This window comes from Paraburkholderia sp. GAS38 (assembly GCF_050434965.1).
GTDB classification, from domain to species: domain Bacteria; phylum Pseudomonadota; class Gammaproteobacteria; order Burkholderiales; family Burkholderiaceae; genus Paraburkholderia; species Paraburkholderia phenazinium_A.
The window spans coordinates 36,720-53,744 of record NZ_JBNDJO010000022.1 but is presented as its reverse complement, the minus strand read 5'-3'; the positions used below and the strand labels follow the sequence as shown (position 1 = coordinate 53,744).

13 protein-coding genes are annotated in these 17,025 nt (G+C 60.1%); 7 read left to right on the top strand and 6 right to left on the bottom strand.

What is annotated here, in order from left to right:
• Window positions 1–609 precede the first annotated feature (609 nt).
• Together rfbC and P3T42_RS34960 are read left to right on the top strand one after the other, a co-directional pair.
• Window positions 610–1,158, top strand: a complete 549-nt coding sequence (rfbC, locus tag P3T42_RS34965) for a dTDP-4-dehydrorhamnose 3,5-epimerase (protein WP_429308601.1) — start codon at window positions 610–612, stop codon at window positions 1,156–1,158.
• A 236-nt stretch (window positions 1,159–1,394) separates the two neighbouring features.
• Complete coding sequence (locus tag P3T42_RS34960; RefSeq protein ID WP_429308574.1) at window positions 1,395–2,399, top strand: helix-turn-helix domain-containing protein; 1,005 nt, start codon at window positions 1,395–1,397, stop codon at window positions 2,397–2,399.
• Window positions 2,400–2,443: 44 nt separating this feature from the next.
• Here the strand turns inward: P3T42_RS34960 and P3T42_RS34955 are convergent, their stop codons facing one another.
• The 3 genes from P3T42_RS34955 to P3T42_RS34945 all read right to left on the bottom strand — a co-directional run bounded on the left by P3T42_RS34955 (window position 2,444) and on the right by P3T42_RS34945 (window position 3,985).
• Window positions 2,444–2,746: a hypothetical protein gene (locus P3T42_RS34955; protein ID WP_429308573.1), complete on the bottom strand. Its 303-nt coding sequence runs from the start codon at window positions 2,744–2,746 to the stop codon at window positions 2,444–2,446.
• Window positions 2,747–3,060: 314 nt separating this feature from the next.
• Window positions 3,061–3,450, bottom strand: coding sequence for a response regulator (locus tag P3T42_RS34950; RefSeq protein WP_429308572.1), 390 nt, complete (start codon window positions 3,448–3,450; stop codon window positions 3,061–3,063).
• Between the two features lie 277 nt (window positions 3,451–3,727).
• On the bottom strand, window positions 3,728–3,985 hold the full coding sequence (locus P3T42_RS34945) for a hypothetical protein (protein WP_429308571.1): 258 nt from the start codon (window positions 3,983–3,985) through the stop codon (window positions 3,728–3,730).
• Window positions 3,986–4,422: 437 nt separating this feature from the next.
• Here P3T42_RS34945 and P3T42_RS34940 point away from each other — a divergent pair, with 437 nt between their 5' ends.
• On the top strand, window positions 4,423–4,818 hold the full coding sequence (locus P3T42_RS34940; RefSeq protein ID WP_429308570.1) for a hypothetical protein: 396 nt from the start codon (window positions 4,423–4,425) through the stop codon (window positions 4,816–4,818).
• Between the two features lie 143 nt (window positions 4,819–4,961).
• Here P3T42_RS34940 and P3T42_RS34935 read toward each other — a convergent pair whose 3' ends face one another.
• Window positions 4,962–5,120 carry a hypothetical protein gene (locus P3T42_RS34935; RefSeq protein WP_429308569.1) on the bottom strand — a complete coding sequence of 53 codons (159 nt, stop codon included), beginning with the start codon at window positions 5,118–5,120 and terminating at the stop codon, window positions 4,962–4,964.
• Between the two features lie 645 nt (window positions 5,121–5,765).
• On the opposite strand from P3T42_RS34935, the gene P3T42_RS34930 reads away from it, so the two are divergent.
• From P3T42_RS34930 to P3T42_RS34920, 3 genes are all read left to right on the top strand, one after another.
• The gene (locus tag P3T42_RS34930) at window positions 5,766–6,737 is read left to right on the top strand and encodes a GlxA family transcriptional regulator (RefSeq protein WP_429308568.1); all 972 of its coding nucleotides are present in this window, start codon (window positions 5,766–5,768) and stop codon (window positions 6,735–6,737) included.
• An 89-nt stretch (window positions 6,738–6,826) separates the two neighbouring features.
• Window positions 6,827–7,330, top strand: coding sequence for a hypothetical protein (locus tag P3T42_RS34925; protein WP_429308567.1), 504 nt, complete (start codon window positions 6,827–6,829; stop codon window positions 7,328–7,330).
• A complete protein-coding gene (locus tag P3T42_RS34920) occupies window positions 7,320–8,378 on the top strand; it encodes a helix-turn-helix transcriptional regulator (protein WP_074294168.1) in 1,059 nt (352 codons plus the stop codon). Before P3T42_RS34925 ends, P3T42_RS34920 begins: the two co-directional genes overlap by 11 nt.
• Before the next feature lie 44 nt (window positions 8,379–8,422).
• Here P3T42_RS34920 and P3T42_RS34915 read toward each other — a convergent pair whose 3' ends face one another.
• Window positions 8,423–9,256, bottom strand: a complete 834-nt coding sequence (locus tag P3T42_RS34915; protein WP_074294167.1) for an SIR2 family NAD-dependent protein deacylase — start codon at window positions 9,254–9,256, stop codon at window positions 8,423–8,425.
• Between the two features lie 17 nt (window positions 9,257–9,273).
• Entirely contained in the window at window positions 9,274–9,417 is a 144-nt protein-coding gene (locus P3T42_RS34910) for a hypothetical protein (RefSeq protein ID WP_171991583.1), read from the bottom strand.
• A gap of 490 nt (window positions 9,418–9,907) precedes the next feature.
• On the opposite strand from P3T42_RS34910, the gene P3T42_RS34905 reads away from it, so the two are divergent.
• Entirely contained in the window at window positions 9,908–17,020 is a 7,113-nt protein-coding gene (locus tag P3T42_RS34905) for an amino acid adenylation domain-containing protein (protein WP_429308566.1), read from the top strand.
• Window positions 17,021–17,025: the final 5 nt, after the last annotated feature.

The following is a 17,025-nucleotide window of genomic DNA, read 5'->3' as shown; positions in this document are numbered from 1 at the left end:
CCTGAGGCAGACGCCGCTCCGTTATCCGGATTGTCGAGACCTGCATACACCATAGAACTCCCTCAGCGTTAAGCGGTTTAGCGACGTCTCATTCGCAACGATAATTCTTGCGAGTTGCAGCGCATCATACATAGACCGCCAAATGACGTAACGTGGCTGACGGAAAGCGCCAACATGTTGGCGGATTAGCCCACAGGACCCCAGGTGGTCGTTCACGCCATGCCGTTCGCGCCACTCATGGTTTTGCTTAAGGACACACGCTAAGGCGCTGGACACGCGGCTGCGCGGACTATGCGTGGCTGCTGAACGTTGCGTGAACACTCACCCGAAGATGTGCTTATGCTCTATGCGGGGCAATTTTTCCGATGCGGTAATTAATGCATCGGCCGCGCATAAGCCGCGTCGTATAGGAAGAAGACTGCTAGCGCTAGTCCGCCAACGGCATCACGGATCCGGAAAATATGCGGCATTGCAATAGGTGTGTAGCGTTTGCGCCGTATGGCGTTCTACTCCACTGATTTGGCGGAAACGAACCCAGCCAGCCTGGTAAGATCAAGCGTCATACACAGTGCTTTTCGCTGCCTTTCTGTTTTCAGCCTGATCGCCGTCATGACCATTAAGGTTCAACACACATCGATTCGCGACGTCAAGCTGATCGAGCCACACATCTCCAGCGACGCTCGCGGCGCATTCTTCGAAAGCTTCGACCAACACGAGTTCGACGAAAAGGTGGCGCGCGGCTACACCTTCTCCCAGGAATACCACACTGTTTCACCCAACAACGTCCTGTACGGCCTGCACTATCAGATCCAGCGCCCGCAGGGCAAACTGATCCGGGTCGTATCGGGCGAGGTGCTCGATGTCGCTGTCGACCTGCGACGTTGGTCGACCACATTTGGCCGCTGGGTCAGCGCACGGCTATCGGCAGCGAATTGCCATCAGCTTTGGATACCGCCCGGTTTTGCGCACGGTTTTGTGGTGCTATCGGAAGTCGCGGAGATTTTGTGCAAGACCACCGAACGCCGGATTCCCGAACATGAACGGACGTTGCAGTGGGACGATCCTGACGTCAACATCGTGTGGAATCTCGACCGCCCTCCGCTTCCCGCCCCCGGGAATGTGAAAGGCGTCAGCTTCAGTTCGGCCGAAGTCTACTAACGACGCCGAGCTGTTTCTCTTCATCACCGTATGGCGAGGTCGCCCAGGGTAGCGTATTTCCTCTACCAGCGCACCGGAACGACACTCTGCTTTCCTAACCAATTCGCCCATCCCCGCCAACGTATTAGCCAATTCAGCCATGCATTCATGTTGTCTGGATTCTGTGTGTAGCATGGCCGCCGAACAAGCACCGGCGCTATCGCCGGAGGAGGTCACCATCTTCGGGGGATGCTCAGATGGCAGGTTATCCGGCTCGCGACTGGCAGCGTGCCGCGCAATCTCAGGTCATGCCGAACGGCTGCCCAGTGAAGCGCATTGGCATTGTCCTGTTTAACGGCTTCGCATTGCCCGACGCAGCCGCGGTCGCAGAGATCTTCCAGTCAGCCAATGCCGTGGGCGAGACTACCCGGAGTTCCCTGGTTCGATACGAGGTCTGCCTGTTGTCGGCCACTGGCGGCAGGATATCGAGTTCCTCGTCCGCCTTGCTCTCGACCGAGACGATCGGCACGCGTCATGATGGCGACCATTTCCACGCACTGTTCATCGCAGGCGGCACGGGTGTGCATGCCGCGCTTCGCGATGGACGCCTCGTCGACTGGCTGCGGCGCACTTCCCCCTGCGCGGAAGTGATATTTCCAATCGCCGAAGGACGCCTCCTGCTCGACGCAGCCGGGTTGGGACCGACCGCAGCCGATCCGCGTCGCGGCGCGCCACGCACTCAGGTGTTGCATGACGGACTAAAATCCCGGCCGTCTCCCGAGATTATCCATCCGCTCCATGCTGCGCTGGCGGTAGTCGAAAGCGATCTCGGCGCCGGAATCGCACACAACATCGCCAGCGGTATCGAGCCGCTGCTGGAAACGCAGTTCACGGCGATCGTTTGCCGAAACGCATCAGTCGGTGTCAGCGAGAAAATACGCAGCTCGGCACGTTGGCTCGAGATGAATGGTGAACGCGCAATCAAGATCGATGACGTCGCCAAAGTCGTCTCTATGAGTTCGCGCAACTTCCTCCGGCGCTTCAAGACGGAAATGGGCGTGACGCCCTCTGACTACCTTCTGTTCGTCCGGCTGGACATGTGCTGCCGCCTGCTTGCTGAAAGCGATCTACCGGTCGACAAGGTAGCGCGGCGCTGCGGTATTGGCAGCGGCGGGCGTCTCTCGAAGCTCTTTCGCAGATATCTTGGTACGACACCGACTGAGTATCGCTTGATCAAGCGCCGGTCGACTGCGTCAGCATAACGTTTCGGCGCTCACCGTGTGGGCATGTACCCAATGATCCGCAGTTATTCGAAACCCAGCCGATGACTGAGAATAGGCGCACAGAAGAGTGCGACCGCGCACCCGATCGCTTTGCCTTCGAACTCTGCAGCCGCGACGCGCGCCCGATACAACTGCGTCAGTAGATCGAACAATTGCGGAAAGCAATACAGCACCGCAATCGCAATGAAGCATCTTTCGACCGTCGCGATGCGCCAGCCCTTCGAGACGGCGACGGCTGCGCCCATGATGCGCAGTACGCCAAACGTCACAAGTGCGCCCACCGCTGCTTGTTCGCGGATCAAATATGCCGGAAGAAACTCATCCATTTCTTGCACATCCAGGACGTCGTCAGTTGCAGAATCGGAGTGGCGGGCTATAGCTACCCCGAATGACACGTCGTTGCGGCAGGTTGTGTAACTTAGGATAACAAACGTTTAGTCACAAGCAATTAGACACATGCTTTGACAGACGCTTAGCTGCGCAATCGACCACCAGATGGTATCCGGCTGCGATCACGCCGGGCGCGGAATGGCTGAATCCACCATCATGTTGACGGATACAGCAATGCTTTTCCGAAAGTGCGTTGCACTGAGCCGAGACGATCGTCAGCAGTCGGTTCGCCGGAGAGCGTGCGGGTAGTTCAGGAAGTAGCGAAAGCGGGGTACGAATGGCCGTGACATTCCAAGGCGTGGATATGCACGAGGGACTGGTCGGTGTTCACTGGCTTCTCGAGACAGATCTTCGCGCCGCGCTCCATCCCGGAGAGAATCGCCTTTTCCGACGTAAGCGGTGTGACGCACAGAATGACTGGCGTTTCGGACCTATGGCGGGAGAGATAGCACAGCGTATCGTATCGAGCGAAATCCGGAGCGGCCCAATCGAGCATGACCAGGTCAATGGACACCTCTCCCAGCAATTCGCGTAATGCTTTGTCGCTCACCACGCCAAAACAGATGTGCCCGGCGGATGACAACGTTTCGAGTGCGCAATCAAGTGCTTTGAGATCGGATTCTAGTATCGCGATTTTCATATGAACATGGGCGGCCGCTGAGCAGCGACGAGGGCAGTTCGGGCGCGCAGCTCCATGAACTTCCCTTGCCGCGCAATACAGAACGGCGGGGATACTTTGACGACCGGAGTCTACGCGAAAATGCGCGACAAGAATGCCAAAACTTGAAAAATCCGGGAAGATTTGACAATGACACGTAAAATTGCAGAGGAGCCGCGATCTAACCCTTCTTCGCCCCTGCGACAGGTAGACACGTCGATAAATACGCGCTGTTAGCTCGTAAAGGGCCGCGGAATCTCTACGATGTCATCAGGCCCGCCACCGTCGAGACGATCCCCAGCGGCAATGCCACAGCCGCCAACAGCGCCATGCGCCGCAGCAATCTTGCCCTCGCGGTTTCCCTCTTGCCGCGGGCACGATACGGCTGAAACTCAAGGGAGACCCATCCGCGACTATGTCTTGCGCCCGCCCATAAGGCCGATTGAAAGCTGAATACGAGGTAAACAAAAACCCACGCAAAGCAAAGCTTGGAGAGAATGGAAAGAGTGATATTCATGTCATCCCGTGCTGTGTGGTTCGCTCACAAGACGAGCGTAGGCTAAGCAGATCATGCAGCGTACGCTGCAATGCAGCACGTTGGGTAGGACAACGTTTGGGCCTTATCCGCCGCCTTTCTTTCCATCCATTTGTGCGGGGTCAGCCTTAGCCGCCGGTATCGGCAAGCCGGAACATGGTATTGGCTGCGGACGTCGCGATCGGGCCTTCTCTTTTGTCGTGTTCAGTCAATAGCGTGGCCTCTTCCGCCGCTCACGTCGCCGCGCAATTTTTTCACACTATGATCGCGTCGGACCTTCGAGGTTCAGCGTGTCGGCCGAGGCTCTCCCAGAGTCTTTGCCCACTTCCCCACGAGCCGACCAGCCTTCGTTCTGCAGTCGACTTCGCGCAAGCCGCTCTGTTCAACGATTGATGGGCCGTTCCGACCGAGTCAATTTCATGATGCCTTTGTCATCCTATCCCAGCATTGGCGCGCAGGCCGAATTCCTGACCTATCTCGTGGTGTCTCAATTGGTTAAGCGTCATCTGAGCGGTGGATGGCTCACGGTCGAGCATCTGGTCGAATCGACCCATCTCTGGATGCATGTTAACGGCCACTTCATCGGCCTGGTGCAACGTGTTTCTCTCGCCAGCCGTGCCAAAGATCTGGCAGCGCGTGTCGCGAACGTCAGCGCAGGAACGTTCGATGCCAAAACCTTGGGCAACGCGTTTCTGGATCATCTGAATCTCAACTATCGGTCTCAGGCCGTGGCCGAAATCTATAGCAATTGCGTGGCCTTGCTCATCCACGAACGATTCTCCGTCGGTGATGGAAGGGCACCCGACGATCTGTAGGCGTTCCGCCCTCTTTCGTTCTGCGATACATTGCGATACAGATACTCTTAAGCGTCGCATGCTGCCAAATGCGTGGTCTCGTCCGCCACGCTCACCGCGGTCGGTCCCTGTCGATCTATGATCGTGTCTGGTCATCTCAGGGGCTACCCCCGTAGCGCCCGCTGAGCCTTCGCCTGCCGCCTCCCAGGGGCGAGCAGGCCTTTTTTCAGCTTCAGACTGCCGGTATGCGGGTCGACCCGCCGCGCAAAGGCAAAGATCGCCGAAATACCTACGGCACAAATGACGGAAGCGGCAATCAGCATACGGCTCTCTTTAAATAGGCATGCGAAGCGGTATCAAAACGTATCATGGTTCATCGCCTCTCACATCGGCGCAAACCGTCAACGTCCTGGCTTGAGTAGCCACCCAGTATCTCCTGGTGAAATTAAATCGTATTCATAGGATTGCATATCGTTTTACGGGAATCTGGATTGGATATATAGAAAGATGGCTCGTCTTGCCCGGCCAACACGTGGTCCGTAGACGCCGGTGCGTCGATCTCGCCCGCTTGCCAACCTATACTCGAATCATGTCGATGTGGTCCATTGACTCATCCAGGGGGTTCTCTCAGGAACACCGCCCCGGCGAACCTACCTCCTGGATGTTTTGCCTGCCGCACTTCTGTCCGGCAGGCTTTTTTTTGTTCTCTCCACGCTGAAATTGCCCACTCGGGGCAATCCCACTACCTCCTGATTGAGACAAACCGTGTCTCAACACGACGGCCAAACCCAGAAATCGAATGGGACAGCAGTTGTCCGAAGTGGTCGATATCTTCTCGCCTTGCCGACTTCGCGTGATCGGGATGAACCGAACATTGCCAGGTGAAGCAATCTGGCTCCAGGTCAGCCAGAGGTCACGCAATCTTTAGGGAAGATCAGATGGAATGTTTTTCCGCCGTTCGAAGCGGCATGATGCCAAAGCCACCCGTGTTGCCGGACACCCGCACTATCAAGCACATTGGCATCGTCTTGTTCAATGGCTTCGCGCTGCCTGAAACCGCGTCGATCATCGAAGTCTTCCAGTCGGCGAATACGCTATCCCATGCCGGCCGCGACGGCGCGCCTCGCTATGAAGTCTGCCTGCTGTCCGCCGCTGGTGGGCGGATCGCCACGTCCTCGTCCGTCTTTGTCTGGACCGAAAGTATGGATGTGCGTCATCGCGCAGACAACCTCCGTGCACTCTTCATTGCCGGCGGAGTGGGCGCACGCAATGCAATGCGCGACGAACGCCTGATGACGTGGTTAAACCAGACGTATTCGTGCGGCGGACGCGTATTTCCCATCGCCGAGGGCCGCTTGCTGCTCGAAGCCGCCGGATGTGCGCAACCCTTCACCCGCGGCCGCTCTTTCGAGCACGCCCAACCCGTCAAGTGGAACAACCCGGGGGACGACCGCTTTGCGACACCCACACGTCCTCTGCATATCGCGCTCGGCGTGGTCGAGGAAGATCTGGGCGCCGAGATTGCACGCCAGATCGTCGACTGTGTCGCGCCGCCCATGGAGACACCGTTCACCGCGAGTGTGCGGGACAGTTCGTCGGTCAGGGTCAGCGAAAAGATTCAGGCAGCGGCGCGATGGCTGGAGGCAAACGGTAACCGCTCCATTGCGATTGATGACGCAGCACAGGTTGCCGCCATGAGCGAGCGCAATTTCCTGCGGCGCTTCAAGGAGGAAATGGGGCTAACGCCATCCGACTATCTTCTGCATGTGCGCCTCAACATGAGTTGCCGCCTACTTCTCGATAGCGACTTACCTGTCGACAAGATTGCGCGTCGCTGCGGCATCGGCAGCGGCGGACAGCTCGCGAAGCTCTTCCGCAAACATCTCGCAACAACGCCGACCGAGTATCGCGCATGCGCGCGGGTCTTGCGTCATTCCTGATCGAATCGATCGTTAGTCCACAGGGACACGATTTGACTCGATCGATCAGCAAAATGCTATCCATCACTTAGCCTGGAGGTCACATTCCCATGTCGGTTCCGTCACGCTCGTTTCACTTCGACACAATGCCCACACTCGACATCACACACCGCAACCACGGAAGCTTGCGCATTGCGTTGCGACTATGGGGATTCGACGAATCCATCGTGAAAGCACGGATGAATGAATTGCCCGCCCTAAACGGCTTAGTGTCCTGGGAGATCGCCCATAGCCCAAACGCCGAGGGCGCCGATATGGTCCTGCACCTCGTCAATCCCTCGCGCCCGGCGCCGGGCGCATTCTGCTGGAACTGTCTGGGCGCGAACCGCGCGATGGTGCGGTCGTTGGAAACGTCACGCACTGAAATGGTCCTGTTCGCCGGCACCGCCGATCAATTGCCGCGCCGTCGCGCCGGACATTGGGCGGTAGCCGGCAGCTTGCCTACGTGGGTTGCGCTCCACACATTGTTCCGATCGCACTTAGAATGTCACCTGATGCTGCGGGCGTCAGCACAACGTAAACAAGAACGAGAGCACAAGATTAATGACCGATAGCCTTGATGAAGCAATTCTGCGTGTCCTGCCTTCAGAGCGTGACAGTCCCCCCTGGATGGCGACACCCAGCGTGATCGAGCGGCTGGAAGAGCGCGGGCACCGCATCCCTTATCCGAAGAAAGTGCGCCGCCGGCTAGAGGGGCTGCAGAAAGACAAGTTCGTTCTTTCGACGACATCCGGCGGCCGCGAAATTCTCTGGCAGCGCAAACAGTGGATGCATGGCGCGCGGGACAGTGCGAGCCTGATGTCGGCCGCAGAGGCCGTGGCCTTCCACATCCTGCAGCGCTTTGCGGGCAACAAGCTGCCGGACGCTGTGACCAAGGATATCGAGCCGCTCTTCAAGGCGGCCGAGTTGCGCATGTCGCAGGAGAAGATCGATAACCGGGTGTATCGGGCGTGGCCGGACAAGGTGGACTCCGTCGACGGTACGTTCGCGCTGATTCGCCCGAAGCTGCGCGAGGATATCTTCCACATCATCGCCACCGCGACGTTCTTCGAACGGGAGGTGCTGTTGAAGTATCGCCCGGCAGGCAAGACCAACGATGAAGACGTTAAAGCGAAGGCGCTCTGGCCGCTGGCACTCGTGGAGTCCGCCGGCGTCATGTATATGGTCGCCCAGGACCCCGCCTTCATTCCGCGCAAGGACAAGGGCAAGAGCCAGTGGCTACGGAGCCTCTACCGGCTCGACCGGATCATCGAAGCCGTCGAGTCAGGTAAAGACTTCGCGTATCCGGACGATTTTAAGCTGCGCACTTATATCGAGGCCGAGCAGGCATTCAACTTCTTGACCGAACCGCCGGTGCATCTAAGCATCGCATTCGATGGCAACGCCGGCAACCACCTTAAAGAAACGCCCATGTCGCTCGACCAGGCGCTCGAGGTGTTGCCTGATGGCCGGTTGAAAGTGTCCGGCACGGTTGTTCCCAGTTTGAAACTGCGCTGGTGGTTGCGCTCGCTGGGTGCCAATGTCGAAATCCTCGCGCCGGCGTCGTTGCGCGAGGAATTCGCCGCGGATTACCGCAGGCTGGCGGAACGCTATCAGCCATAAAGCAGGAGCCGTCCCACTTCACTCAAGAGCGGGCGCGCATCGCTTCATTCCGTCTGCTCGCGCAAAACGTCATCAAGCGCGATCAGTGTTGCGAGCGCACCGCCCTGAATCCCCACGCCACATGCCGGATCAATCTGCGGTTCGCGCACATTGATGCGAATGACACGCGGCCCGTGTCGTTCGCTGAAACGGCGAATCGTCGGAAGCGCGGTACCCGCGCCGAGTTCGACCACCACGAGCCGCTTCACCGATGGAATCCAGCGCTGCAGGCGCACCTCCTGCTCGTCGGTTCGCTGCGATAACCAGCCGGTGTCCCAGAACATCAGAATGTTGGGCCGCGCGAGCGCGCCGCATTCGGGGCAACGTGGCAGTTGACCGGTAAGACGGCACGCCAGCTCATCGACCTGTGGAACAAAATCCGTGGCAGGCCAGATACGCGAGCAGCACGGCACCGTGCATTGAAGAGAGTGAATCGAACCGTGGCACTCGGCAACGCGGTTCGCGGCGAAACCCGCACGCTGGAACTGACCGTCGACGTTGCTGGTGAAAACAAAGCCGCCATGCTCCATACGGGCCACCCAGCGTTGCAGCACGGCAAAGCCCGCATGAGGCTCTACCTCGCGATAGAGGCTCAGACGGTGTCCATAGAAACCCCACGCGAGCGTCGGGTCTTCGTCGAAGGCACTCGGATTGGCCATCGATTCGAAACTGCGTCGCGCCGCGGCCAACGCGGGATAGGCGCGCCACAAACCTTCGTTACCGCGAAAGTCCGGCAACCCCGAGTCCACGCCCATGCCCGCACCGGCAGTCACGAGCAGGCCATCCGCGTCCCGCAGCCAGTCGACGGCTTGTCTCAACACATTGGTCTGTTTCTCCAACACGTTCTGATCTCCCTCTAATCCGGGCAAGCAGCAGCCGTTTGGGCATCGCGGCGCACCTTGTCGATGTACTTGCCGAGCGCCACTGTCGACACAATGCCCACGGCAAAAACGATTGCGAATGCCGCGAGGCTTTCGAGCGGAGAGGTGTTGTTGACCATAGCGGTTCCTTTCACATGAGTACCTTGCCGACTGCCGTGTTTTCGTTGCGGCATCCGGCGAACCTGCCGTCGCATCGACGGTTGTGTGAAGAGGATGATAAGCACGGTTCGGGACACATCGCGTCCCGATCGTACATCGCCGACGCGCTCGAGCTCGGCCTGAGATCTCGGACAGGATGCCGCCAATGAAAAATAAGCTGTCCCGCGATGGGCAATTTATATATATGGGGCATGTCCTAAAGTCCGTGCCTGCCATGCCGTAATAAGTTGAAGAGGACAAGCCGAATAAGTCCGCCCCTTGAATCAGGGCCACAGGGTGTGCGCGGCAGGGCTTCGACGCATTCGAGCATCAGACGGGTTCTTGTCACGATCTCCCGTCAACCTGCATCAGCATCGCTGGCGCATTCCCTGACACACGCTCACCGCCAGCCACGCATCAGCAATTCGTCATGCTGATGACACAGTCACAAGATTCGCAATCGCTTTCGACATGCAAACAGAACGCCCACAGCACATAGCACTTCCCGCCGCAAATGGCCTTGAAGCTCAACCCGTCACGGCCAGCCTCTCTCGCGGCCAGCGAGCCATGTGGTTTTTGTGGAGCCTGAATCCGTCCGGTGCGGAATATGGACTGCCCATGGCCTGGACGATCCGCCATGCGATCGACGTCGATGTTTTTCGCGTTGCCCTGCAAGACCTGATCGACCGACACCCTGTCTTGCGCACGACGTATGCGGCGCCGCAGGGCGAGCCGGTCCAGATGATTCATGCCCACGGCCGGCCCGACTTCCTGCACGAGGACGCCTCGCAGTGGGCGCCCGCCGAACTGCATGCCCGCCTGACGCGAGAGGCCGACGCGGGATTCGATCTGAAAAGCGGAGCAGTCTTTCGCACTCGCCTTTTCTCTCGTAGTCCCGACGAACACGTGCTGTTTTTGAACAGCCATCACATCGCGAGCGACACGTGGTCGCTCATCGTCATGATGGACGAGCTGGGACTGCTGTATCAGGCGCGTGTCGCCGGAAAAACCGCCGAGCTGCCGCCCACCGGACTGGCTTATGTCGACTATGTCGAGTGGCAACGAAACATGCTCGACTCTTCGCTGGGTAATCAGCATTGGGCGTATTGGCAGACGGAACTCAGCCGGCTCCCGGTGCTGGACCTGCCCACGGACCGGCCGCGCCCACGCGTGCAGACCCATGTCGGCGCCGGTCATTCGTTCGAACTCGACGAAGCGCTCACGCAGCAGATCCGGGCACTCGCGCGTGACGAGGACGTGACGTTCTACACCGTGTTGCTCGCGGTATTTTACGTGCTGCTGTACCGCTATACCGGTCAGGACGACATCGTTGTCGGTTCGCCGCGTTTCGGGCGGCCGCCGCAAGGCTACGAGCGCACGGTCGGCTACTTCGCGAGTCCGTGTGCGTTGCGGGCACGGCCCGACGGCGACAGCACGTTCGCTGATTTCCTGAAGCACGTCCGCACCGTGCTGGTCGGCGCGAAGGAACATCAGGATTTCCCGTTTCCGTTGCTGGTGGAGCGGCTGGGCGTAACGCGAGATACCAGTCGAAGCCCGGTTTTTCAGGTGTCGTTCACGTATCAGAAGTCCCATCTGGCGCATATGCGAGGCGTGGCTGCCGCCCGCATGGGTCTGGGCGGCGCCTCGCTCGAGCTGGCTGGCCTACCCTTGGAGTCGTATCCGCTGGAACAGCACGGCGTCAAATTCGATCTCGACTTCGTGGTCGAAGAGGTCGACGGCCGGCTACGCGCCGTGTGCTGGTACAACACCGCGCTTTGGGACGCTGAGAGCATCGGATATCTGGTCGATCATTACCAGGCGCTAATCGCGAGCGCCGTCCGCACGCCGCTAGAAAAGCTTCAGCACCTCTCGATGCTAACCACGCAAGAGCGCACTCGTTACGCGGTGTGCAACGCTACCGAAACGCCGTTCCTGCAGACCCCCGTGCATCGGCTCTTCGAAGGACTGGCAGAGCAGATGCCGCAAGCCGTCGCGCTATTGCACGAAGCGGGGGCCATCTCCTATGCGGAACTCAACGAGCGCGCCAACCGGCTTGCCCACTATCTGCACCATCATGGCTTGAAGCCGGGACAGCCGGTTGGTGTGAGCATGGAGCGCTGCCCGGAACTTGTGGTGGGCATCCTTGCCGTATTGAAGGCAGGAGGCGCCTACCTGCCGCTCGACCCCGCGTATCCCGCGGAGCGTCTCGCTTACATGCAGGACGATTCGGGCCTGACGTTGCTGCTTACGCATCGGCGTTCCGCCACGCTGGCGCCGGGTGCAAATGTGCGAAGGGTGTGCGTCGATGCGCACGCGGCAGACATCGCAGCCGAGTCCGCACACAATCTGGACTCGCCGTCGAAGCCAACGGACCTCGCATACGTCATTTACACCTCCGGCTCCACTGGGCGTCCGAAGGGTGTGATGCTGGAGCACTACGGGTTGTCGAACATGGTGCAGGCGCAGATCAGCGCGTTCGAGATAGGCCCGAGTAGCCGGGTCCTGCAATTTGCGTCGCCTAGCTTCGACGCCTCCGTCTCGGAGATATTCACAGCGTTGTGCGCGGGTGCTGCGCTTTGCCTCGCGCCGAAAGCGGACGTCATGCCCGGTTCCGCCCTGATCAACACGATCGCCCGCCACGCGGTCACGGTGATCACACTGCCGCCATCGGTGCTGGCCTTGTTGCAGCCGGAAGACGTGCCGACCCTGCGCACTGTCGCAGCGGCAGGCGAAGCATGCAGTCTTGAGATCGTCAAACGATGGGCCCATGGGCGCCGCTTTCTGAACGCCTACGGGCCGACCGAAGCAACGGTCTGCGCGACCATGGCTCATCTGCCGGCAGATACGAAACGCGTCTCGCTCGGACGCCCTATTGCAAACACGAAGATCTATCTGCTCGATGCGCACTTGCAGCAAGTACCGGTCGGCATAGCGGGTGAGATTCATATCGCAGGCGTCGGTTTGGCGCGTGGTTATCTGAACCGCCCTGACCTCACGGCCGAACGCTTTGTCGCCAATCCGTTTGAGGGTTCGGACTCGCGCATGTACAAGACGGGGGACCTTGCCCGTTATCTGCCCGACGGCACGCTGGAGTATCTGGGGCGTCTCGATCACCAGGTGAAGATTCGCGGCTTCCGGATTGAGTTGGGCGAAGTCGAGGCCGTGATAACCGGGTGTGCCGGCGTGCGCGAGGCGCTGGTGATTGCGCGCGGCACGGCGGGCAATGCGCCGTCGCTGCTGGCCTATGCGATTGCGCACGACGCGAGCGCCACGACGATCAACGACATCCGCGCCCATGCGCAAGGAAAACTGCCGGAGTTCATGGTCCCGTCGGCGATCATGCTACTCGACGCATGGCCGTTGACGCCGAACGGCAAGATCGACCGGGCCGCATTGCCCGATCCAGGCGAGCGCGTAGCCACGCAAAATATGCTCGCGCCGCGCGATACGCTCGAGCAGCAGATTGCCGATGTGTGGAAAACGGTTCTGCAACTGCAAGCCGTAGGCATCGACGACAACTTCTTCGAGGTCGGCGGTCATTCGCTCGATCTCGTGCGCGTCGAAATGGAGCTGGAAAAAGTATTGGGGCGTAGCGTAGCGACGATGGATCTGTTCCGCTTTCCGAACATCCGCACGTTGGCGGACTATCTGCGTGACGCATCGCAGGAACAAAGCGAATCTGTCTCGCGGACACATGCGGTTCGACCAGCGCGAGAAGCGTCGCCTGCCTCGGCCGTTCAAACCGCGGACACGGACGTTGCCATCATCGGCATGGCCGGCCGGTTTCCGGGCGCGGCGAACGTCGCGGACTTCTGGCGCAATCTCGTTGCCGGTATCGAATCGGTCAAGGACTTGAGCGACGAGGAGTTGCTTGCAGCAGGCGTCGATACCGCCCTGCTGAGCGATCCGCGCTACGTCAAACGCAAGGGTGTGCTCGACGACGTGGACAAATTCGACGCCGCCTTTTTCGGTTACCCGCCGAAAGAAGCCCTGTTGATGGACCCGCAGCAGCGCCTCTTCCTCGAAACCGGCTGGCACGCGCTCGAACACGCGGGTTATGCCAACCCGGACTATGCCGGCACGATCGGCGTGTTCGGCGGAACAGGACGGTCCGGCTATCTGCTTCATTACCTGGACACCAATCCGCAAAGCGCTGCGGAGCTGTTTCAGACCACCATCCTGAACGAGAAGGACTTTCTCTCCACGCGTCTCGCCTACAAGCTCAACTTGCGCGGTCCCGCCTTGACCGTACAAACCGCGTGCTCGACCTCGCTCGTCGCCGTCCATCTGGCTTGTCAGCAACTGATGCTGGGCGAATGCGACATCGCACTGGCCGGGGGCGTCTCGATCGAGGTGCCGCATGGCAGCGGTTACCTGCATCAGGAAGGCCACATCCTCGCAGCCGATGGACGCTGCCGTCCGTTCGACGCGCGTGCGCAGGGCACGGTACGCGGCAGCGGCGGCGCCATTGTGGTCCTGAAGCGCCTGTCTGCTGCACTGGCGGACGGCGATCATGTCTGGGCAGTCATCAAGGGATCGGCCATCAACAACGATGGCAACGCCAAAGTGGGCTTCACTGCACCAGGCACGGAGGGCCAGGCCGAAGTGATCGAGCGGGCGCTTCAGCGCGCCAAGGTGAATCCTGCCAGCATCGGATTCGTCGAGGCTCACGGTACGGCAACGCCGCTTGGGGACCCCATCGAGGTCGGTGCGCTAACCCAGACCTGGCGCCGCTACACGGACGCGCGGCAATTCTGTGTGCTCGGATCGGTGAAGTCGAATGTCGGTCACCTCGACGCCGCGGCCGGTGTCACCGGCCTGATCAAAGCCGCGTTGTCGCTGCATCACGGCAAGATTCCGGCGACCCTGCATTTCCAGTCGCCCAATCCCAAGCTCGATCTTGCGAGCAGCCCGTTCTGGGTCAACGATACCTTGAGCGACTGGCCCACCACCGCTTCGCCCCGGCGCGCGGCTGTCAGCTCGTTCGGAATCGGCGGCACCAATGCGCACGTGATCCTGGAGGCGGCGCCACGCCATAACCCAGCTCAGCGCGATCAATCGTCGTTTCAGATACTCGCGTTGTCTGCGAAATCCGAGCCTGCATTGAATGCGATGACGGACAATCTCGCCCGTCACCTGCAAAGCCATTCCGACGCGAATCTGACCGATGTCGCCTACACGCTCCAGGTGGGACGCACGCCGTTTCGCCACCGGCGCGTTGTGGTGTGCGACAGTGTATCCGGCGCCGTCGATGCTTTGACGTCCCTACCATCCGGACGCAGCAGCACGGGTGTGTGCGCAGCCGAGGCACGCATCACCTTCATCTTCCCCGGTCAGGGTCTACAGCAGGTCGACATGGGCCGCGATCTTTACGAATCGGAAGCGGTGTTCCGCGATTGTGTCGATCGTTGCGCCCGGCTTCTGCAACCCCTGATGGATCTCGACATCCGCACGGTACTGTATCCGCTACCGGATGAAACAGGCAACGCGCAGCAACGCCTGATGCAAACGTCCATCACGCAGCCGGCGTTGTTCGTCGTGGAGTATGCATTGGCTCAGCAACTGGCGCATTGGGGCATTCGCCCAAGTGCGATGATGGGACACAGTCTCGGCGAATACGTCGCTGCATGTCTCGCCGACGTCATGTCGTTGGCAGACGCGCTCAAGTTGGTTGCCGCACGCGGACAACTGGTGCAACAACTGCCCAGCGGAGCGATGTTGGCCGTGGAGGCGTCGGTGGCAGAGGTCGCGCCGTTCGTCAGCAGCGGCGTGGATCTGGCGGTTGTCAACGCGCCGCGTTCGTGCGTGCTGGCAGGAACAAACGCGCAAATCGAAGCGGTTCAGATCCGCCTGGAAAACGCCGGCTTGCGCTGCCGACGTGTGGCGACCTCGCACGCGTTTCATTCCGCCATGCTCGACCCGATCCTCGAACAGTTCAGGACGATTGTCAGTGAAGTCGAGTTGCGAGTGCCGCGTATTCCGTACGTCACGAACGTGACGGGCTCGTGGGTCACGCATGAGCAGGCAACCGATCCGGCCCACTGGGTGCGTCATATGCGCGAAACGGTTCGGTTTGCCGAGGGGCTGGAGACCCTGCTGCAAGCAGCGGACCCCATGTTCCTTGAGGTAGGTCCTGGGCAGACCTTCACTTCCATTATCCGGCGACATCCGAACGGCGCGCATGTCCGGGTGGCAGCGCCGACGCTGTCCAACGCGCCTGGGTGGTCCGACCGTGGCGCACTGGCAATGGGCCTTGGGCGGCTTTGGGTCGCCGGCGCGGTTCCGGCCTGGGAGAAGCTGCATGAAGGCGCGCCGCGCGGTCGCGCGGCATTGCCGGGTTATCCGTTTGAGAAGCGGCGGTTCTGGCCGCAAGAACGCACACAAGCGCCGGCACGGGGAGCCTTGCCTGAGGTAGCGGATCGTCCTGAGAACCCCATACCCCCAGCCGATACGCGAGACCGGCATCCATCCATCATGGTTCAACGCGATGCTGTGGAATCCCAATTAATCAAGGTGTTCGAGGAGGTGTTAGGCATATCGTCCATCGCGCTCAACGACAACTTCTTCGAGCTCGGAGGAAGTTCGCTTTCCGCGCTGAGCGTCATCTTGCAGGTGGAGCAGATTTTCGGCCATCAACTCTCTGCTGCGGCCTTACTGGAAAGCCCCACGGTCGAGGCGCTCGCTGCCTCTTTGCGGACCGTCCGGACACCACGCAGTCATCAGCTGGTCGGCATGCGAACCTCGGGATCGTCCACGCCGATATTTTGTATTCATCCCTATGGCGGACACACCACCAACTATGCCGAACTGACGCGTAGCATGAGCGCCGAACAGCCTGTCTATGGCATCCAGGCGGGTGGCCTGCAAGGGGAATCGGCGCCGTTGCGGCGCATCGAAGCGATGGCATCCGACTACATCGACTTGATGAAATCCGTGCAGCCGCATGGGCCCTATCGACTGGTGGGGCATTCGATGGGTGGGTGCATTGCCTATGAAATGGCCCAGCAACTCAGGCACCGGGACGAGCACATCGAACTGTTGGCGTTGCTTGACGCACGCGCGCAAAATGCCAGCGCTCGCCCGCTCTATCGCAATGGTACGTACGGCAAGATGGCGACCCGACAGTGGCTGAGCGACGACGCCGTGATGCTTGGCATCCTGATGCCCACGCTCTCTTTCGATTGGGACGGCTTGCGTGACGTCGCCGTAGACGCGCATGGATCACGTGTGCTCGAGGCTGCCATGAAGCAGGGATTGCTACCACCGGGCACGGGTGACCGGCAGTTGCGCACGCTGCTGTCCGTGACCGATGCGAACGACGAAGCGCTGCGGAGCTACCGTCCGGCGCCCTATGCGGGGCGCGTGCTGCTTTGCTGCGGCGATGACGGTTTCTCACGGCAGTTTGCCGAACCCGACCTTGGTTGGGGCACGCTGGTCGATGACCTGGAAGTGATCTACGTGCCGGGCGATCATCACAGTATTATGGGCAGGGAGAATGTCGTTGCAATCGTTCGGCATCTGGAGCGATGGCTGCGACACCGTGCGACGGCATCGGTGGGTCCGTGCGTCGAGGTGACTCAGTGACAGTC